Origin of the sequence: Galbibacter marinus, from assembly GCF_000300875.1 — a bacterium.
In the GTDB taxonomy this organism is placed as follows: Bacteria; Bacteroidota; Bacteroidia; order Flavobacteriales; family Flavobacteriaceae; genus Galbibacter; species Galbibacter marinus.
In genome coordinates, this window is sequence record NZ_AMSG01000027.1 from 13,997 (window position 1) to 34,029 (window position 20,033).

General features: G+C 36.5%; 23 protein-coding genes. 13 read left to right on the top strand and 10 right to left on the bottom strand.

What is annotated here, in order from left to right:
* Nucleotides 1–321 precede the first annotated feature (321 nt).
* The 6 genes from I215_RS16405 to I215_RS13395 all read left to right on the top strand — a co-directional run bounded on the left by I215_RS16405 (nucleotide 322) and on the right by I215_RS13395 (nucleotide 5,789).
* Nucleotides 322–507, top strand: coding sequence for a hypothetical protein (locus I215_RS16405; protein ID WP_008992517.1), 186 nt, complete (start codon nucleotides 322–324; stop codon nucleotides 505–507).
* Nucleotides 462–1,157: a dienelactone hydrolase family protein gene (locus I215_RS13375; RefSeq protein ID WP_008992518.1), complete on the top strand. Its 696-nt coding sequence runs from the start codon at nucleotides 462–464 to the stop codon at nucleotides 1,155–1,157. Before I215_RS16405 ends, I215_RS13375 begins: the two co-directional genes overlap by 46 nt.
* Nucleotides 1,158–1,250: 93 nt before the next feature.
* Entirely contained in the window at nucleotides 1,251–2,885 is a 1,635-nt protein-coding gene (locus I215_RS13380; protein ID WP_008992519.1) for a M1 family metallopeptidase, read from the top strand.
* A 135-nt stretch (nucleotides 2,886–3,020) separates the two neighbouring features.
* Nucleotides 3,021–4,430 (top strand): 23S rRNA (uracil(1939)-C(5))-methyltransferase RlmD, encoded by a 1,410-nt coding sequence (gene rlmD, locus I215_RS13385; protein WP_008992520.1) that lies wholly within the window; start codon nucleotides 3,021–3,023, stop codon nucleotides 4,428–4,430.
* 8 nt (nucleotides 4,431–4,438) lie between these two features.
* The gene (locus I215_RS13390; RefSeq protein WP_008992521.1) at nucleotides 4,439–5,011 is read left to right on the top strand and encodes a DUF6452 family protein; all 573 of its coding nucleotides are present in this window, start codon (nucleotides 4,439–4,441) and stop codon (nucleotides 5,009–5,011) included.
* Nucleotides 4,992–5,789, top strand: coding sequence for a DUF6048 family protein (locus I215_RS13395; RefSeq protein ID WP_008992522.1), 798 nt, complete (start codon nucleotides 4,992–4,994; stop codon nucleotides 5,787–5,789). The genes I215_RS13390 and I215_RS13395 overlap by 20 nt, the downstream gene beginning before the upstream one ends.
* A gap of 18 nt (nucleotides 5,790–5,807) precedes the next feature.
* On the opposite strand, the gene I215_RS13400 is transcribed toward I215_RS13395, so the two are convergent.
* Together I215_RS13400 and I215_RS13405 are read right to left on the bottom strand one after the other, a co-directional pair.
* Complete coding sequence (locus I215_RS13400) at nucleotides 5,808–6,041, bottom strand: hypothetical protein (protein ID WP_008992523.1); 234 nt, start codon at nucleotides 6,039–6,041, stop codon at nucleotides 5,808–5,810.
* A 12-nt stretch (nucleotides 6,042–6,053) separates the two neighbouring features.
* A complete protein-coding gene (locus tag I215_RS13405) occupies nucleotides 6,054–7,211 on the bottom strand; it encodes a THUMP domain-containing class I SAM-dependent RNA methyltransferase (RefSeq protein ID WP_040460467.1) in 1,158 nt (385 codons plus the stop codon).
* 89 nt (nucleotides 7,212–7,300) lie between these two features.
* Here I215_RS13405 and I215_RS13410 point away from each other — a divergent pair, with 89 nt between their 5' ends.
* A complete protein-coding gene (locus I215_RS13410) occupies nucleotides 7,301–7,975 on the top strand; it encodes a ZIP family metal transporter (protein WP_008992525.1) in 675 nt (224 codons plus the stop codon).
* On the opposite strand, the gene I215_RS13415 is transcribed toward I215_RS13410, so the two are convergent.
* Complete coding sequence (locus I215_RS13415) at nucleotides 7,972–9,165, bottom strand: Gfo/Idh/MocA family protein (protein ID WP_008992526.1); 1,194 nt, start codon at nucleotides 9,163–9,165, stop codon at nucleotides 7,972–7,974. The two genes, I215_RS13410 and I215_RS13415, sit on opposite strands and share 4 nt — an antisense overlap.
* Nucleotides 9,166–9,302: 137 nt before the next feature.
* On the opposite strand from I215_RS13415, the gene I215_RS13420 reads away from it, so the two are divergent.
* Nucleotides 9,303–9,731 (top strand): DUF4268 domain-containing protein, encoded by a 429-nt coding sequence (locus I215_RS13420; protein ID WP_008992527.1) that lies wholly within the window; start codon nucleotides 9,303–9,305, stop codon nucleotides 9,729–9,731.
* A 49-nt stretch (nucleotides 9,732–9,780) separates the two neighbouring features.
* On the opposite strand, the gene trhA is transcribed toward I215_RS13420, so the two are convergent.
* Nucleotides 9,781–10,407, bottom strand: coding sequence for a PAQR family membrane homeostasis protein TrhA (gene trhA, locus I215_RS13425; RefSeq protein WP_008992528.1), 627 nt, complete (start codon nucleotides 10,405–10,407; stop codon nucleotides 9,781–9,783).
* A gap of 114 nt (nucleotides 10,408–10,521) precedes the next feature.
* Between trhA and pepT the strand changes: the two genes are divergently transcribed.
* Nucleotides 10,522–11,763 carry a peptidase T gene (pepT, locus tag I215_RS13430; RefSeq protein ID WP_008992529.1) on the top strand — a complete coding sequence of 414 codons (1,242 nt, stop codon included), beginning with the start codon at nucleotides 10,522–10,524 and terminating at the stop codon, nucleotides 11,761–11,763.
* 137 nt (nucleotides 11,764–11,900) lie between these two features.
* Here the strand turns inward: pepT and yajC are convergent, their stop codons facing one another.
* From yajC to I215_RS13450, 4 genes are all read right to left on the bottom strand, one after another.
* Entirely contained in the window at nucleotides 11,901–12,194 is a 294-nt protein-coding gene (gene yajC / locus I215_RS13435; RefSeq protein WP_008992530.1) for a preprotein translocase subunit YajC, read from the bottom strand.
* A gap of 22 nt (nucleotides 12,195–12,216) precedes the next feature.
* Nucleotides 12,217–12,672: a DUF1573 domain-containing protein gene (locus I215_RS13440; RefSeq protein ID WP_008992531.1), complete on the bottom strand. Its 456-nt coding sequence runs from the start codon at nucleotides 12,670–12,672 to the stop codon at nucleotides 12,217–12,219.
* 82 nt (nucleotides 12,673–12,754) lie between these two features.
* A complete protein-coding gene (nusB, locus tag I215_RS13445; protein WP_040460468.1) occupies nucleotides 12,755–13,696 on the bottom strand; it encodes a transcription antitermination factor NusB in 942 nt (313 codons plus the stop codon).
* A gap of 90 nt (nucleotides 13,697–13,786) precedes the next feature.
* The gene (locus tag I215_RS13450) at nucleotides 13,787–14,890 is read right to left on the bottom strand and encodes a Glu/Leu/Phe/Val dehydrogenase dimerization domain-containing protein (protein WP_008992533.1); all 1,104 of its coding nucleotides are present in this window, start codon (nucleotides 14,888–14,890) and stop codon (nucleotides 13,787–13,789) included.
* Nucleotides 14,891–15,026: 136 nt separating this feature from the next.
* Here I215_RS13450 and I215_RS13455 point away from each other — a divergent pair, with 136 nt between their 5' ends.
* Together I215_RS13455 and I215_RS13460 are read left to right on the top strand one after the other, a co-directional pair.
* A complete protein-coding gene (locus tag I215_RS13455; protein WP_008992534.1) occupies nucleotides 15,027–16,784 on the top strand; it encodes an ABC transporter ATP-binding protein in 1,758 nt (585 codons plus the stop codon).
* Nucleotides 16,785–16,858: 74 nt separating this feature from the next.
* Complete coding sequence (locus I215_RS13460; RefSeq protein WP_008992535.1) at nucleotides 16,859–17,248, top strand: PUR family DNA/RNA-binding protein; 390 nt, start codon at nucleotides 16,859–16,861, stop codon at nucleotides 17,246–17,248.
* Between the two features lie 47 nt (nucleotides 17,249–17,295).
* On the opposite strand, the gene I215_RS13465 is transcribed toward I215_RS13460, so the two are convergent.
* Nucleotides 17,296–17,637: a tRNA-binding protein gene (locus I215_RS13465; protein ID WP_008992536.1), complete on the bottom strand. Its 342-nt coding sequence runs from the start codon at nucleotides 17,635–17,637 to the stop codon at nucleotides 17,296–17,298.
* Nucleotides 17,638–17,835: 198 nt separating this feature from the next.
* Between I215_RS13465 and I215_RS13470 the strand changes: the two genes are divergently transcribed.
* Together I215_RS13470 and I215_RS13475 are read left to right on the top strand one after the other, a co-directional pair.
* On the top strand, nucleotides 17,836–18,393 hold the full coding sequence (locus I215_RS13470) for a thioredoxin family protein (protein ID WP_008992537.1): 558 nt from the start codon (nucleotides 17,836–17,838) through the stop codon (nucleotides 18,391–18,393).
* A gap of 94 nt (nucleotides 18,394–18,487) precedes the next feature.
* Nucleotides 18,488–19,129, top strand: a complete 642-nt coding sequence (locus I215_RS13475; RefSeq protein ID WP_008992538.1) for a peroxiredoxin — start codon at nucleotides 18,488–18,490, stop codon at nucleotides 19,127–19,129.
* 103 nt (nucleotides 19,130–19,232) lie between these two features.
* Here the strand turns inward: I215_RS13475 and I215_RS13480 are convergent, their stop codons facing one another.
* Nucleotides 19,233–19,823: a hypothetical protein gene (locus I215_RS13480; protein WP_008992539.1), complete on the bottom strand. Its 591-nt coding sequence runs from the start codon at nucleotides 19,821–19,823 to the stop codon at nucleotides 19,233–19,235.
* Between the last annotated feature and the right edge of the window lie 210 nt (nucleotides 19,824–20,033).

Sequence of the window (20,033 nt, forward strand, 5' to 3'; positions counted from 1 at the left end):
TTTAAGAAAAGGTAAATTATTTAATAAATTTATGGTTCTTTACCTTTCGATTAGCTTTGTTTACTGATAATATGATGAATTATGTAATCTAACGAAAATAACAATTATGTATAATTATACTAATTAATTGTAGGTTAATTCGTTATAAAATTTTAATTAAAAAGGCAGCTTACTATCCCACAAAACACTGCGGAAATCCGTATTATATTCTGTGAATTGCACCAAAAATCAAATTTATTTTTAACACAAAAACAAACAGGACTGATTATCAATAGTTTAATTTTTTAATTATCTTTAGTTTCCATTAAATAACCACCAAAGATGAAAACAAATATCACCTATCTTTTTATGGCAGTTTTACTTCTAGGCTGCAACACGAATCAAAAGAAAGACGATAAATCCACAACCACTGCCAAAGACCCAGATACCGCCGCACTTTTAAGCTCTGAGCGCCATCATGAGTGGGTGGATTTAAAAAGAGAACAAGGACCTTCAAAGCTTTTGTAGTATATCCAGAACACAATGCTGTTACTGATGCGGTAATTGTCATTCATGAAAATCGAGGTTTAAACGATTGGGCACGTTCATTTGCAGATCAACTTGCAGCTAAGGGTTATCTAGTAATTGCACCAGATCTACTCTCAAATACTGTGGAGGGCATTGTTCGCACCACTGACTTTGAGGACTCCGACAAAGCACGTGAAGCCATCTATAACCTGGATAGTCTCCAAGTTATAAAGGATTTAGAGGCCAGCTATGAGTATGTAAAAAACCTTGAGTCTTCCACAGGAAAGGTTTCGGTAATAGGTTTTTGTTGGGGAGGAAGTCAGGCTTTTAATTATGCCATCGCAAATCCTAATTTAGAAAATGCCTTAGTATTTTATGGGACTGCACCCAAGGATAAATCAACCTTCTCCCACATACAAACCCCAATATATGGGTTTTATGGGGGTAATGACAATCGGGTAAATGCCAGTATTCCAGATACCAAGCAAGCTATGGAGAAGTATCAAAAAACATATTCTCCTGTAATTTACAAGGGCGCGGGTCATGCGTACATGCGACAGGGTGCGAACAAGGAGGCAAGTGAATTGGAAAAGCAAGCTCATGATAAATCATGGAATAGAATACTTAATATTTTAAATGATACTCCTTGAAATTCGCTGTTAAAAAGTACTAACATTTTGAATAATTTTCGTTTGGTTTAACCAATTTAATTAGATTTGCCATTATTACTTTTTACGAATATTATGAAAAAAAGCGTACTTCTGGCTTTGGCACTAATCTGTAGCGGAGCATGGGCACAACACAATCACAATTTCACACTGCAGGACACCCTTAGGGGCAGTATAACCCCAGAGAGAGAATGGTGGGACTTAAACTTCTATCATCTTAAGGTTGATGTTAAGCCAGATGATAAATTTATCTCAGGGTCTAATATTATAAGGTATGAAGTACTCAAACCATATCAAAAACTACAAGTCGACCTTCAACCACCCTTAAAGATTGATAAAGTAATTCAAGATGGTGAAATTCTTCAGGTTAAAAGTGTAGGAAACGCACATTTTGTAACCTTAAAAAAACCCCAAATTAAAGGGCAGACCAACGAAATTACAGTACATTATTCTGGACATCCTAAAGAGGCCGTTAGAGCACCATGGGACGGTGGACTTTCATGGAAAAAGGACGAATCTGGTCAACATTTTATTGCTACCTCTTGTCAAGGTCTAGGCGCAAGTGTATGGTGGCCGAATAAGGATCATATGTATGATGAGGTGGATAGTATGAAAATCAGTGTCACGGTTCCAGAAGATCTGATGGATGTCTCAAATGGTCAGCTCATCGGGGTGGATCACAACCAAGAGGAAAAAACCAAGACCTATCACTGGTCGGTTGCAAACCCCATTAATAATTATGGAGTTAATCTTAATATAGCGGACTATGTACATTTTGACGACATTTTTAATGGTGAAAATGGCGAGCTTCAGCTTGATTTTTATGTCTTAAAGCCGAATTTAGAAAAAGCAAAAAAACAATTCACCCAAGCCTCTAAAATGCTTGAAGCTTTCGAATACTGGTTTGGTCCGTATCCCTTTTACGAAGATGGATTTAAATTAGTAGAGGTCCCTTATTTAGGTATGGAGCACCAAAGTTCTGTCACCTATGGAAATGGATATGAAAATGGATATTTAGGGCGGGATGTCTCGGGTTCAGGCTGGGGATTGAAGTTTGATTTTATCATCATACATGAAAGCGGCCACGAGTGGTTTGCTAATAACATCACCTATAAGGATATCGCAGACATGTGGATTCATGAGAGTTTTACCTCTTATTCAGAAAACTTATACCTAGATTATTATTTCGGAAAACAAGCCTCTTCCGAGTACGTAATTGGTATTCGTAAGAACATCGCTAATGACGCTCCTATTATTGGACAATACAATGTGAATTCTAGTGGCTCATCGGATATGTATTACAAGGGAGCTAACATGCTACACACTCTTAGACAGTTAATCGATGATGATCAAAAGTGGCGCTCAATTCTAAGAGGGTTAAACTCAGAATTTTACCATCAAACTGTAACTACAGAACAAATTGAAGGCTATATTTCAGAAAAGTCAGGTATAGATCTTACAGCCTTTTTCAATCAATATTTAAGAACTGTTAAAATACCAAAGTTACAGCTTAAAATATCAGGCAAGACTTTAAAATATCGTTATGTAAATATTGTAGAGGACTTTGATATGCCAGTACGAATCGATATTAACGGGAAGACACAATGGATTCAGCCTAATGCAAAATGGCAGAAACTAAAAGCTGCGAGTACTATTGGGGATCTCGAAGTTGATGAGAATTTTTACATTGAAAGCGAGCCTATAAAATAAGTCATTAAAACACAAAAAATCAAAGCAGCGTAACAGACACGTCTATTTAAAAAGAAGTTATTTAAAAGGTAATCCTAAAAATTTAACTCGTTTAATTTTAAGTCGTGTTCGAACTAAAAGTCCTATTTTTGCAGCATGTCGAGAAAAAACAATAAACCATTTTTTGACCAGGTCGAAGTGATTGATGCTGGTGCTAAAGGCAAAGGAATTGCTAAAGCACCTGATGGTAGAGTTATTTTTATACCCTATGCAGTACCTGGAGATGTCGTAGCAGTTCAAGTTTTAAAGAAACGAAAAGCGTATTTTGAAGGTAAAGTGGCCACGCTCTATAATCCTTCCCAGAAAAGAGCAGAACCTGCATGTGAGCACTTTGGAGTATGTGGTGGATGTAAATGGCAAAATATGGCCTATGAGCACCAGTTGTACTACAAACAAAAAGAGGTAGAAAACAACCTTATACGTATTGGTAAAGTGGAATTACCATATGCAGTTCCGATCTTGGGGTCAGAGAAACAATACTTCTATAGAAATAAAATGGAATTTTCCTTCTCGGATAGCCGATGGCTAACTGCTGAAGAGATTTCAAGTGACCAAGATCTAGGAGATCGCAACGCCCTAGGATTTCACATCCCTGGAATGTGGGATAAGATTCTAGATCTAAAAAGTTGCCACCTACAACAGGATCCTTCTAATGCCATTAGAACAGCTGTTAAAGAATTTGCATTAAAAAACAATATGGAATTCTTTAACACTAGATCGCAAACTGGATTACTACGCACCTTAATGATTCGTACCTCCTCCACTGGAGAGATTATGGTCCTTATTCAATTCTACGATGATTTAGAAGCAGAAAGAACATTATTACTTGAGTTTTTAAAGCAAGAATTTCCTGAAATAACTTCTTTGCAGTATGTGATAAACCAAAAACCAAATGATACCATATACGATCAGGATGTCATTTGTTACTCTGGCCGTGATCACATCTTTGAAGAGATGGAAGGTTTGAAATTTAAAATAAACGCTAAGTCGTTTTATCAAACCAATTCCCTTCAAGCCTACCAACTGTATAAAATCACCCGTGATTTTGCAGATTTGAAAGGAGATGAAATCGTATACGATCTGTATACTGGAACAGGTACTATTGCACAGTTTATTGCCAGAAAAGCAAAAAAAGTTGTGGGTGTAGAAGCAGTACCTGAGGCTATAGAAGACGCTAAAGCAAATGCACAATTTAATACCATTGAAAACGTTCGTTTTTATGCAGGAGACATGAAAGCTGTTTTCAATGAGGAGTTTATAGCCTCCAATGGTAAACCAGATGTAGTTATCACAGATCCACCTAGAGACGGAATGCATAAAGATGTGGTTGCTCAACTTCTAAAAATAGGTGCTCGTAAAATTGTTTATGTGAGCTGTAATAGTGCCACTCAAGCTAGAGATCTCGCTTTAATGGATCATATGTATAAAATCACCAAAGTACAGGCAGTAGATATGTTTCCACAAACACATCATGTGGAAAATGTCGTATTATTGGAAAAAAGATAAGCAAACGAATGAAAAAAGTACTTGCATTATTATTTGTATTCAGCGCATCTTTAGCTCTATTCACCTCATGTGAAAAGGATGATATTTGCCCAGGTGATACCCTTACAACACCAGTACTTAAATTAGGTTTTTACAATATATCAAACCAGGACCGCTTTAAGAGTGTTGCCAGGTTAAGAGTCATTGGAATTAATGAGGATGGAACTCAAAGAGATACCTTAAATACCTTCCCTGATCGTAGCTCAAGAACAGAGATCGATATCCCACTTCAAACTAGTGAATCGTATAGCGCTTTTTTGTTTATTAAAAACTCATCCGATCGTACGGACACCCTAGATAACGGCAACATTGAATACGTTGAACTTGGAAATATTGATACCCTTCGTTTTAATTATACACGTCAGGAAGAATTTATCTCTCGAGGTTGTGGCTATGCTGTGAGAATTTCAGAACTCGGTTATAATCTCAATCCAGATTTTACTGATTCCATACCAAATGACCAAGAATGGATAACTTCTGTCTTTGTTCAAGATCCTAATTTACAACATCAAGATACCGTCCATGTCAAAATTTATCACTAGTCTATTTATACTTTTAATTGGTACATCTGCCATTGCACAGGATTCACTTTCAGTTGAAACTGCCGCTATAGACACGCTTCAGGTTCAAGAGACTAATCAGGACAGTGCGGTGTATAAACAACGATACGGGCTTCGTATAGGGATCGATATAAGCAAACCGATCCGAAGTTTTTTAGAAGATGATTATCAAGGTTTAGAACTCTTAGCGGACTTTAGAATCTCCCATAATGTATACATTGCGGGAGCTCTTGGAAATGAAGAAAAAACAACGCAAGAAGATAATTATAACTTTACCACTAGTGGTAGCTATCTCAAAGTAGGCTTGGACTGGAATACTTATGAGAACTGGTATGGTATGGAGAACATCATAAACCTTGGCTTTCGTGTGGGGGCAAGCACCTTTAGCCAAACCCTAAACTCCTATCAAATATACAACACCAACCAGTATTGGGAAGAGATTCAATCGGGCATCACTGGTGAAGATATGCTCGGGGAGTATAGCGGATTAAATGCCTTATGGGCAGAAATTGTTCTGGGAATAAAGGTAGAACTATTTAGAAATGTGTTTATGGGCGCTAGTGTAAATCTTAATTACCTGATTAACAATACTGAGGCGGGAAATTTCCCTAACTTATTTATCCCAGGGTTTAATAAGGTAACCGACGGAAGTAAATTTGGGGTAGGTTACAATTATTCTATTTCATACCTAATTCCTATCTTCAAGAGCAATAAGCCACAAAAACAACAACCTGATAATAATGAACAGGTAGAACAGTAGAGTTTGCGAATTATAGCTCTAAAGGTTTCTAATACCTTTTATAAAAATCCACTTTAGTTTCACACGCTCTTTTCCATCTTCAACAACGGCAAAGAATTTAGGACAAAGAATACTTGCTATAATGGCTGCTGCTAACACTAAAATCAGCTGATGTACACCATCAATAAAATATAATAAAGAGAATCTAAGAACTAAAAAAATTGCTAGAAAGCAGACTAGATTCAGTAGGAAGACTTTTGTTTTTGTATTCATAATCGTGGTATACTATTTATTAAATTTTGCTTTTTTACTACCTGAGTAAATTTCATATTTCAGTAATCGACTCTCCAATTTTCCATTGAATAGTTTGATCTTCCTCGAGGGTCTTAACCCAACATGTTTTATAGACTCCAAATTAGAGGTGATAAACCAAGCATCTGTATTGGGATAATTTTGTTTTAGTGTATCCCCTATATTTGCATAAAACTCCTCCATGTTAATGGCTAAACGCTCTCCATAGGGTGGATTAAAAACCATTTGTAACTTATCATCAGACAACTTCTCAGATTGAAAGAAATCCTTCTGTTCTACTTGTATATAATCAGATAGATTTGCATTTTGAACATTATCCGTAGCCTTTCTTACCGCAGATGACACCTTATCATAGGCGTAGATCTTGAAATGAAAGTCTCTTGCCTTCTTTAATGAACTATCTACAATTTTATCAAATAAATCTTGGTCATAATCTCCCCATTTTTCAAAAGCAAACTCTCTCCTATTGATGTTTGCTGGAATATTACAAGCAATCATAGCCGCCTCGATAGGAATTGTTCCACTTCCACACATAGGATCCATAAAATCACTTTGTCCATCCCAGCCACTTAAAAGTAATAAACCTGCAGCAAGCACTTCATTAATAGGGGCAATATTGGTTGCAGTCTTATAACCCCTTTGATGAAGGGATTGCCCAGAACTATCTAAGGAGATAGTGCATTCATTTTTTTGAATGTGGACATTAATTCTCAAATCTGGATATTTTAAATCCACACTCGGTCTTCTATCGTGTTGTGCTCGAAACTTATCCGCAATAGCATCTTTTGTCTTTAATGCGATGTACAAAGAGTGGTTAAAAAGATCAGAATTCACCGTTGCATCAATGGCAAAGGTGTGGTCGTAACTCAAATACTGATTCCAATCCATACCATACACCTTATCGTATAAATCCTGCTCACTTCTGACTCTGAAGCTGTGAACAGGTTTAAGAATTTTAATGGCTGTTCTCAAGCATAAATTGGCCTTATACATAAACCCTTTATCCCCTTCAAAGGAAACGCTCCGCACCCCTTTTTCAATATTCAAAGCACCTAAATCTTTAAGTTCTTTTTCAAGTAGCTCCTCAAAACCAAACATGGTTTTGGCCAACATTTTATAATTATTCGACATTCTAACCTTACTTTGAAAAGCAAAAATACATTAATTTAGCGGTCTTAAATAAGCAAAACGCAGTAACCCACTAAAAAAAGAACGACTATATGCTAAATTATCTACTTCCAATACTAGCTGTACTAGCTGGATACATATTTGTAGTTGTCTTTAAATTTAAAAAACATCACACCCTAAAGCTGTTTTTAGCCTTTAGTGGAGCTTTTCTTTTATCCATTACGGTTTTCACACTTCTTCCAGAGCTCTACTACCACAACACGGAAAAACATATAGGAATGTTTATTATGCTCGGCATACTGTTACAGGTATTTTTGGAGTTCTTTTCCAAGGGAGCTGAACATGGCCACATGCATCACGATGAGAAATTAAAAACCTTTCCTTGGCTCCTTTTTATTAGCTTAAGTATACATTCCATTTTAGAAGGCATACCCATTCACAACCATCACAGTTTACTCTGGGGAATTATCATTCACAAAGTACCAGTAGCCATAATACTAAGTACTTTCTTTTTAAACGCAGATATTGATCGATATAAAAGCTCGCTGTTTTTAATACTATTTGCTCTAATGACTCCACTTGGAAGCTACCTTTCGGGTACTTTTGAATTCATAGAAGATTACTATTTTGAGATCTCAGCTGTCGTGGTTGGTATATTTTTACACATATCCACGGTCATTCTATTTGAGAGCTCCGAAGGTCATCGCTTTAACCTTCGAAAGCTAATAGTAATTATTTTAGGAACCCTTTGTGCATGTTTCATTTAGAAAGGCGAAACATCCTTCCAGTATACCAATTTTTTATGGTCCATAGCATCAATGGCCATCTGCACGGCAATAGCAGTATGTCCACCAGTTAGAGCATTGGAGATCGGTTGTTTTCCTGAGCGAATACTATCACGAAAATCCATGAGCGCCTGTTTGCTTGGATCCTCATGGTTAAATGGAAGAGGAATACCCTTCCCTTCAACCCAATTATTGGTTATAGTTGCACCGGAAACCCCATCGACATCTCCGATAGTTTTTTCACTCTCAAAGCCTCCTTCTGGATAAAACCACACTTTATTGTAATCTAAAATTAGCGTACCTTTGTCTCCCATAATTTTGATCTGATAATCGTCCTTGGCATTAGAAGTCAAACACATAAAAGTCGCTTTAACCCCTTTAGGATACTGATACACCAAATGTATATTATCATAGGTCTCGCGGCCATCTTTCCAATAATCAATACCACCTACGCCCATTACAAACTCAGGGGTTGATTGAGTCACCCAGTTAACAAAATCGATCTGATGTGAACATAGTTCTGCGGCTAGTCCACCAGAATATTCGCGATACATGCGCCAATTAATAGCCCTTTCCAATGAAGGATCTGGGACGGGTCTTCGCCAATCCCAGTTTCGATTCCATTGACATTCGAAGGCCGTAATTTTACCAATCTTTCCTTGTTCAATAAGTCGCACCACTTCTAAGTACAATCTAGAACTGTGATATTGGTGACCTGTTTGAACTATTTTCCCGGACTGTGCTGCGGCATCTACCATTTGTTTGATCTCATGGTAACCTCTAGTCATTGTTTTCTCGCAGTACACATGCTTTCCTGCCTCTAAGGCATCTAAAGCAATTTTACCATGAGTTGCAAATGGGGTAGATATCAGTACGGCATCTATGGAGTCGTCTTTAAGTAACTTTTTGTAATCAGTATAGGCCTTTGCCTGTTTCCCAGCACGTTTAAGCCCATGTTTTAAGCGGAAATCTAGGACATCACAACAAGCCGCCACCCTTACCCCAGGTATTTCATTTATAAATGGGATAAGTCCCGATCCACGATCTCCTGTTCCGATGACTGCAATATTTATAGTTTCATTGATTGGGGAAAGTGAAGCTGCCATACTACTAAACACAGGTGTTGCGGCCAAGGCTAAGGAGCCTTTCTTCACAAATTCTCTTCGCTTCATATTGAGGTTGAATTTTAATTACGTTTTTTAGGTGGTTCAAATTAAGAATTAAATTGCAAATTATAAGTTCCATTTGACTTGGAAATTGTTAAATTGGGATATTTTTGCACCCAACAAATATTATTTACACCCATCTCATGTTTAGTAAACAGGAATCTAAAGCACTCAGAAAAGAATTCTGGATCTCTTTTGGAAAATCATTTCCTCGCAAATGGATTTTGTACAATACAAAAATCAAGGACTTTTCATTTAAATTCCATTTTGATACAAAAAAAGCTATTGTGGCTCTTGATATTGAAAATCCAGATTTAGAGCGTCGAATTCATTACTATAAGAAAATGCAATCCCTGCAAAATATCTTAGTGGAAAACTATCTCCCAGAGGCAATCTTTCATGACACCTATTTTTTGGAAAACGACAAAGAAATCTCAAGGATATACGTTCAAAAGGATGGAGTGTGCATTCACAATAAAGACACTTGGCAAGAAGCTATGGTATTTTTAAATGATAACATGACAAAGTTTGAAGAATTTTATATGGATTTCCAAGATGTCATCAAATCCTAATCCAAAGCACCCAACCGAAACGGGAGGTAAAATAATAGGAATACTACTATCAACCTCTGACAACGCCTAAAATCATAAAGTAATGAGCTATGGCACCTCCTAACACAAAAAAGTGCCAAATTACATGATGGTATTTCAGTCTTTTAAGCAGATAAAACACCACTCCGAAACTATAGAAGAACCCTCCGAGAAGCAGCAAACTTAATTGGTTTTCTGTCAAGACCTGTAAAACACTTTTACCATCTAAGACAATAAGCCACCCCATAATAAGATATAACAGAATTGAGATAATCTCGTAGCGTCCAGTGTAAAACAGTTTCAGAATTAATCCAAGAGCACTTATAACCCACACACAAGAAAATAATATCCATCCGTTTCCTTGAATTAAAGCAATTAAACATACTGGGGTATAGCTTCCAGCTATTAAAAAGTAAATACAGATGTGATCTAATTTTCTAAAAGTCGTTTTTTTTGCGATATCCTCCATAGCATGGTAGAGCGAAGAAACTAAAAACAACATAATAAAAGACACCCCATAGATCCAAATACTTAAAGTGCTAAATGCACTTTGGTGGGTATCCTCTAAAAGAAGGTATACAAGCCCAAAGACCCCAAAAACTACACCTACCACATGGCTATAGGTGTTCCATAATTCTTCTTTAGCTGTTTGATCCATAGTGCAAATTTAATCATCTAATTTCCAATTTAACGCACTCAAGGCAGAACATCATGTTTTAACCCTATAGGCACTTTAAAAACAATAGCTTATTTTTGATAAAAAATTTTTGGTATGCAAAACATTATTGACCGATTTCTAAGCTATGTTGAAATTGACACCCAATCTGATCCACACAGCACTACCACTCCTAGTACTGAGAAGCAATGGGTACTTGCTAAAAAATTGGAACAGGAACTCAAACAAATAGGTATGTCGGATGTGACCTTGGATGACAATGGATATGTAATGGCTACTCTTCCATCTAATGTGGAACGCATCATTCCTGTCATTGGATTTATCTCACATTACGATACCTCCCCAGATTTTACAGCTACTGGTGTAAAACCGAAAATTATTACCAATTACGATGGCAAGGACATCGTTCTTAATCCTGAAGAAAACATCGTCCTATCACCAAATTATTTTGATGACTTAAAACAATATAAAGGTCAAACCATAATAACTACTGATGGAACAACACTTCTGGGAGCAGACGACAAGGCTGGTGTGGCCGAAATCGTCACTGCAATGGAATACCTGATAAACAACCCTCACATTCGTCATGGCGCTGTAAGAATTGCTTTTACCCCAGATGAGGAAATTGGAAGAGGAGCCCATAAGTTTGATGTTAAGAAGTTTGGGGCTCAATGGGCATACACGATGGACGGATCCCAAATTGGCGAACTCGAGTACGAGAATTTCAACGCTGCAGAGGTGGTAGTTTCTGTAAAAGGTAAAAGTGTACACCCAGGTTATGCTAAAGGAAAAATGATCAATGCCATTAATATACTAAATGAGTTTTTATCCTTACTACCAAAAAAAGAAAGACCTCAATATACTGCACATAGAGAAGGCTTTTTCCATTTCCACAGCATAGAAGGCAATGTTAGCCAAGCAAAGACCACTGGTATTATTAGAGATCATGATAGGGTTAAGTTTGATGCTCGAAAAGAACTAATAGAACAAATAGTAGGAGATCTAACCGATCGTTTTGGAAATATAATCACCCTAGAGATTCAAGACCAATACTACAACATGAAAGAGAAGGTCGAACCCGTAATGCATATCGTGGATATTGCCGAACAAGCGATGTTGGCTCTAGACATCGAACCTATTATAAAACCAATTCGTGGGGGCACAGACGGCTCACAGCTTTCCTATATGGGACTTCCCTGCCCTAATATATTTGCAGGCGGTCATAACTTTCATGGTCCTTATGAATACATCCCAGTAGAAAGTATGGAGAGAGCAACTGATGTGATCGTAAAAGTCATAGAACTCACCTCGAAGTATTATGACGAAAAAGAAGACTAAATAACTGTTGTAGCAAAAGATAAGACAAAGGCACAATTAAAAGGGCTCATTTTAAATATCTTTTGCGATCGGTATATAAAAAAACACCAAGATGAAACTAAATCCCTCTTGGTGTTTTTTTACGTATGTGTAAATATTTACTTTTTACTTTCTTTTACGGGAGCATTTAATTTTTGTGACAATTCTAAAGAAAGTGCAGATCGCTCGTATTTAAGTTTTCCAGCCATTGTTTCGATAACACATGTGCCGTCATTTCCTAATTCAATGATCTTACCGTGTAATCCACTTTTGGTTACAACACGGTCACCTTTCTTAAGTTCTTGTGCAAATTTTTTCTCCTGCTTTTGTTTTTTCATTTGCGGACGTATCATAAAGAAATACATCACTGCAAAGATCAAAATAAAAGGGGCAAATTGATTCAGTGCTTCCATTAAAATTTATTTACGCTTTATATTAATTTGTAGCTTCTTTTGGCTCTACAAACGCTTTTATTTTTAATTGCTCGGTTCCATTAGCTGTATTAGCAGTAATTGTAACAGTTTTAGAAATTCCGTTACGACCACTACCGTTATATTTTACTAAAATCTCTCCTGTTTCTCCTGGAGCAACTGGTTGTTCTGGTTTCTCTGGAACAGTACATCCACAACTACTTCTTGCATCAGTAACAATTAAAGGTGCATCACCAGTATTTGTAAATTTAAATACATGTTCTACTTCCTGGCCTTGTGCAATGTTTCCAAAATCATGTTCAGTTACCTCGAAAGTCATAACAGGAACTTTTGTTGAAGCCTCATCTCTTTGTTCAGCTTGCGCTACATTTTCTTCTTTTACTTTCTTAGAAGCATCCTCCTTACAAGAAGTAAAACTTAAGCCTACTAGGGCCACGAACGCTAAAAAAACTTGTTTCATTGTTTGTTGGGTTTTAGTTATATTTTGGTTTCAATTTGGATTCGTAATCCTTAATGTTGCCGCCAAAAATACTAATATTTCTTTACATAAGTCCGCGACCGGATTTATTTAACGTATTGTTGGCTTTATACTCCTTGACGAGTTTATCCAATATTCCGTTGATAAATATACTACTCTTTGGTGTACTGTATTCTTTGGCAATTTCTAGATATTCGTTGATGGTCACCTTCACTGGTATGGATGGGAAATACAAAAATTCACAAATAGCCATTTTAAGCAATAAAGCATCCAAATCTGCTATACGATCTGTATCCCAATTAGGTGTTTTCCCTTCAATCTCACGTTGAATCTTCTCATCGTTTAAAATAGTCTTTTTAAATAATTGACTAGCAAAATCTTTATCTTCTATGTCCTTAAACAACGGAGGGTGGAAATAATCATCCTCACTAGTTGGTTTAACCTTCTTTATTATTTTAAGAAGCAAGGTGTTGACAAGGGGCAAATCATCAACCCATGTTAGTTTCTTATCCTCTATGTATTCGAAAAGTTTTTCATTTGGAGCAATCACCTCCTGATACAGCTCAGCTATAAGCTTGCGGTCTTCTTTAAAATCAGTAGCCTCTAGGCTCATATACTCGCTGTAGGCTTCACTTTGGGTGATTTCTTTGTAGAGTATGTTGACATACTCCTGATCCAACTCCCAGCTAATTTTACGAGCCGCTAGTTTATCTGCCAAAATCTGGTCATGTACCAAATGTTGTAGAACTGGATTTTCAACAAATTTCCTCTTGGGATTTTTCTCCTCCTGAGTGGCTAAGTATTTTTTCTGAGAAAGTGTAAGTTGCTCTTCTGCCTGTTTTTGGATCTCAACCAATAACCCGAGTAACGTTAGGTATAAATTATACATATTGTCCATGCTAACCCCTAAAAACTTTTCTTCCTTTTCTAAATCAGTGTTTTTAGAAGTTGTAAACGCATATACCGATTGCATTACCTTAACCCTGATGTGTCTTCTTGTTAACATGCCTAAGAACTTACTTACCAATTATTAAAAAAATAGGGCGAAGAATGATTTCTTTCGCCCTGCAAAAATAGAATTATTTTATAAATTCAGTTATTTTTTTGATGCTAATTTTTGGTTATCAATACGTTCTTGGGCTTTATTCAGTGCCGCTTGATGCGTAGTGATTTGATTTTCTTCAGCATAGTTGAAAATATCGAGCGTGGTATTGTAGATGTTTTTCGTCTTTTGAAGGATTTCATCTTTACCATACCCTTCGAGTTCAGCATAAACATTTATGATTCCTCCAGCGTTAATTAAGAAGTCTGGTGCATATGCAATCCCTCTTTCCATAAGAATTTTACCATGGTATTTCTCGTCAGCCAACTGATTGTTAGCCGCCCCAGCAATTACTTTAGTTTTAATGGTATTTACAGTGCTATCATTAATGGTAGCACCAAGAGCACAGGGTGCATAGACATCCAATTCTTGATTAAAGATCTCATCTCCTGGTACAATGGTTGCTTGGTATTTTTTGCTTAGCTCTAAAAGTTTTTCTTGATTAATATCAGAGATCAAGATTTGAGCACCCTCTTTGTATAAATGCTCAACCAAAGAAGCACCTACATGACCCACGCCTTGAACCAATACTTTTTTTCCTTCCATTGTTTGAGAACCAAACTTATAATTCACAGCCGCCTTCATCCCCATAAACACACCAAAAGCAGTGATTGGTGATGGATTCCCAGACCCACCTTTAGATTCAGATATTCCTGTGACATGCGAGGTAACCTCGTGGACGATATCCATATCAGAGGTCTCCATACCCACATCCTCAGCAGTGATATACTTCCCTCCTAAGCTGTTAACAAATTCTCCAAACTTTCGCATGAGTTCTGGAGTTTTTTGGGTTTTAGCATCACCTATAATGACGGCTTTTCCACCTCCGAGATTCAATCCCGTAATTGCGGACTTAAAGGTCATTCCTCTAGAGAGACGTAAAACATCGTTTAATGCTTCCCATTCATTGTCATAATTCCACATTCGAGTTCCACCAAGAGCTGGCCCCAAAACTGTATTGTGAATTCCAATAATTGCTTTTAATCCTGTATCTTTGTCATGACAAAATACTATCTGCTCATGGTCATTAAAAGAAAGTTGACCAAATACGGGATCAACTTTTTTAAGATCTGCAGCTTGTACGATTTCTGTGTCCATTTTAATATCTTATAGTTAATTAGAAATTGAAGTATCGTTAGAAATATGTTGCAAAAATAAGAATTATTTAATTTAAAACTGTAAAATGCAGGTTAAATTGACGATAATTCAATAAACCCATTTTCACCCCACGCGAATGAAAGAATTAAAATACATCAATAAATATTTAAAAAAATACAAATGGCAGCTGATAATTGGGATGTTTATCACCATTCTCGCTACAGTATTTAGACTGGTTTTACCAGAATATGTTGAGCAATCCGTCACCACGGTTGAACACTATATTTTAAACGAAAATGCCGATTTATCAGAAGTAAAATCCAAATTACTCAATTACATTTTGATCATTATAGGTACCTCTGCATTATCAGCACTTTTCACCTTTTTAATGCGTCAAACCATCATTAATATATCACGTTATATCGAATTTGACTTAAAGAATGAGGTGTATCAGCAATACCAAAGATTATCGGTCAACTTTTATAAGAAAAATAGAACTGGTGACCTTATGAATCGTATTAGTGAGGATGTTGGTCAGGTTCGAATGTACGCAGGCCCAGCTATACTATATAGTATACAAACCATCACACTCTTTGTTTGTGTTATCCCTCTGATGTTTTACACCGCTCCAAAACTAGCGGCTTACACCTTAATCCCGCTACCTATCCTATCGATACTTATATACAATATTAGTAAGATCATCCACAAAAGAAGCACTTTGGTTCAACAGTACCTCTCCACCCTTTCCACCTTTACCCAAGAAACCTTTTCTGGAGTATCGGTCATTAAAGCTTACGGTATTGAACCTCGAGTTGACAAACAAATCAGTACTCTTGCCTTAGAAGGAAAGAAAACCAATATGAACCTTGCCAAAGTCAATGCATGGTTCTTCCCACTAATGATTTTACTTATCGGGCTCAGCAATATTTTTGTAATTTATATCGGTGGGATACAATACATCAATGGCGAAATCGCAAGTACTGGGGTGATTTTGAAATTCATTATTTATGTAAACATGTTAACTTGGCCAGTGGCAACCGTTGGGTGGGTCACCTCAATTGTACAACGTGCTGAAGCCTCACAGAAAAGAATTAATGAATTCATGAATATCAAACCTGAAATCACTAATCAACAACCCAACCCATCAGATATAAGTGGAGACATTGTATTTGAAAACGTTAGTTTCACTTATGACGATACTGGTATTACAGCAATCAAGGACCTTTCCTTTGAGATACCTAAAGGAGAGACCTTGGCAATTATTGGAAAAACAGGATCAGGTAAATCAACTATTTTAGATCTTATCGGAAGAATGTACGATGTTGACAAAGGAGTCATTAAAATTGACAACACCCCAATTATTGAGTTAAACCTCAATGATTTAAGAAATAGTATTGGAGTAGTTCCCCAGGAAGCCTTCTTATTTTCTGACAGTATCAAAAACAACATTAAATTCGGAAATGTCAACGCCGACCAAGCTAAAATAGAACATGCGGCGAAGTTAGCCGCAGTACACGAAAATATTATGGGCTTTACCAAGGCATATGACACAGTGCTCGGTGAACGAGGTATAACTTTAAGTGGAGGCCAAAAACAACGTGTATCCATTGCACGCGCTCTTATTAAAAAACCTAAAATTTATCTATTTGACGATTGCTTATCTGCTGTGGACACAGAAACAGAAGAAGAGATTTTAAGCAACCTAAAAGAAGTCTCACAAGAAAGTACTACTATCATTGTTAGTCACCGCATTTCTTCAGCCAAGAATGCGGATAAAATCATTGTAATTGACCAAGGGCAGATCATCGAACAAGGAACTCACAATGAACTTTTAAATCTTAAAGGCTATTATCACGAATTATATCAAAATCAACTTTCGGAAAAAGAAAACTAGAAATTTTGTTGTTTACTTTCATTTTTTTTTACATTTTTGATTTCGTTAACAAATAAATAGAATTTAGAGGAATTATGAGCGATAAAGATTTTGTAGAGAAAGATGAGATATTCTCTAAAGTGCTGAGAGCCGGAAGGAGAACTTATTTCTTTGATGTTAGAGGAACCAAAGCTGGTGATTATTACCTAACCATTACAGAAAGCAAAAAGTTTACTCATGATGATGGATCTTACCACTACAAAAAACACAAGATTTATCTTTACAAAGAAGATTTTAGTGCGTTTCAAGAAAATCTAACAGAAATGATCGACTATATTATAGACGAAAAAGGAGAGGAAGTCATTTCGGAGCGCCATCAAAAGGACTTTAAAAAAGAAAATTTTTCAGCAGAGCAAAACGAAAACCAAGAAGAGGTTTCCGTGACTACCGAAAAGTTCACTGATATAAGTTTCGAAGATATATAAAATCACTTTTAACCGCTAGCAGTCTTGTTAGCGGTTTTTTTTGCCTATTACCCTACCCGGAGTCCGTTTTTAGTTTTTAAACTCGGACTAAGCAGGCTGACATCATTATCCTCACCCACAACCCCAATAATAAGGCATTCACTCATAAAATTTGCAATCTGCTTTTTTGGAAAATTCACTACAGCTATGAGTTGCATTCCCAGCAGATCCTCCTTTTGATAACGTTTGGTAACTTGGGCAGAGGTCTTCAACACGCCGATATCATTACCAAAATCAAGCTCTAATTGATAAGCGGGACGAAGAGCTTTAGGGAAGTCACGAACTTCAACCACGGTTCCAACTCTCATATCCACTTTGGTGAAATCATCCCAACTTAAATTTTTATCCATATTTTTTGTTTTTTGCTAAAGGTAGTATTTCTGCCAAAAGCAGGCAAATTTACCAGTGAGGACCACTAGTGAATATTCTGAGCTTAAAATAGAAATTTTAGCCTTTAAAGAATATCACAAATCAATTTAAATCAAAGCTCAAAGTCTTTTCATAAGTAGATGCGAATTTGTAATTTACACCAAACAAAAAATAGAACCATGGCAAGAACAGAAAGTAATATGCTACCTCTGGGGACAAAAGCACCGAATTTTGAATTACCGGATAGTATTTCCGGTAGAAAATTAAAACTAAGTGATGTCTATGGGGAAAAGGCGACCGTAGTTATGTTCATCTGTAACCACTGCCCTTATGTAAATCATTTAAATAAAGAAATCGTTAAACTAGCAAAAGATTACGCCAACAGCGACGTAGGTTTTGTTGCAATATCGAGTAATGATGTAGATAAATACCCAGAGGATGCACCAGATAAAATGAAATTAAAAGCGCAAGAGCTCGGGTATACCTTCCCTTATTTATATGACCAAACACAAGAAGTTGCAAAAGCATATGATGCGGCTTGTACACCGGATTTCTACGTCTTTGACAGAAACCTAGAACTAATGTACCGAGGGCAATTTGATGATTCAAGACCTGGAAACAGTATGCCAATTTCTGGAAGAGATATCCGCACTGCTATTGATGCCACAATTATGGGTAAACGTATCTATAAGGCACAAAAACCCAGTATTGGGTGTAATATTAAGTGGAAAGAGTAGTATTTCGCTGATTTAACAATCTTTTATTAAGGCAAAATCAATTTTGTATTTAATAATCTAGTAACTTTATAGACTAATATAAAATCAAAACATTATGGCAACACTAAGACTAGGAGATATCGCTCCTGACTTCACTGCCCAAACCACAGAGGGTGAAATTAATTTTCACGAGTACCTAGGAGACGGATGGGGCGTTTTATTTTCCCACCCAGCAGATTTTACTCCAGTTTGTACAACTGAATTAGGTGCCGTAGCAATCTATACGGATCAATTCGCAGAACGCAATGTAAAAGTTATGGCCATCTCTGTTGATGGGATTGAATCCCACCATGGATGGATTAAGGACATTAACGAGACCCAAAAAACCGTTGTTAATTACCCTATTATAGCGGATGAAGATCGCAAAATCGCTGATCTTTATGACATGATTCATCCCAAGGCTAATGCAACAGGAACAGTACGTTCGGTTTTTGTAATAGCGCCCGATAAAACGATAAAATTAATGATTACTTATCCAGCTTCTACTGGACGTAACTTCGATGAGATTATTCGCGTAATCGATTCATTACAACTTACCGCATACCACAAGGTAGCCACCCCAGCGAACTGGAATCATGGTGATGAAGTTGTAATTAGTCCTTCTATTTCTAGCGAAGATGCTAAAGGGATCTTTACAAAAGGATTTAAAGAGGTTAAACCTTATTTACGTTTAACGCCACAACCAAATATTGACTAAGACAACCTAGTTCAATAAAACAAAAAAAAACTCCTAAAACGGAGTTTTTTTTTGTTGTTCACAATCCAAAGTCTAGTCGTGGACAGATTAAAAATATGCATGGTTATTGTTTCCAGGTAGAATTCCCTTCTAGATCAAACATTTCGATAGTTGGCTGTCCAAGACTATCTACTTTAATAATAATTCTAGGGATTTCATTATGGTCCTTTATGACCAAAGAGGCATTACCATTTTCCGTTAGTAGGTTAATTCTATTTGTATTAGCTCCGGCCTTGCCCGAGTGATCCTTATCATTGATGATTAAACCAGCTTTAAAATAATTATCCTCTTTATTATCCTGAGCAAACAAACCTACCGCATCAGCATTTTGGTAATCAAAAGCTAAAGCGTTAAAATTGGTTACTTGATTATCAGTGATCGCTATCCCTCCCCTTTCATCACCATTTTTATCATAAAAGATGATTCCTGCTGGATTTACAGCGCGCTTAAAATGTTTTCCTCCAATAATTGGTGGCGGTATATTATCCATGTTAGAAATCACCACTCTATTACTACCAGATTTATCCTTAATATTAATCCGCTCGGAATCTATAAAACTACTAGATGAACATAATTGAGAGTATACAATGATTGTCAATAAGGCAACATTGAGAACAATAAGTGTTCCCATAAGAACTTTAAAGGATTTTTTCATGATGCGAAAGTTGTTTTGTTGTTAGTTAGAATTTCTAATGCAACAATACTACAATTAATAATTCTAGAATAGATTTTTCTTAAAAAAACAACATCCGAAGTAATACCGAAAGAAAATAAAAAGAAGAAAACTATTGTCCGGTCAGTACACAAATAAAGCTTAGAGAACCATCACTTAAAGGCAAAAAAAAATCCTAATGCTAAAAAACAC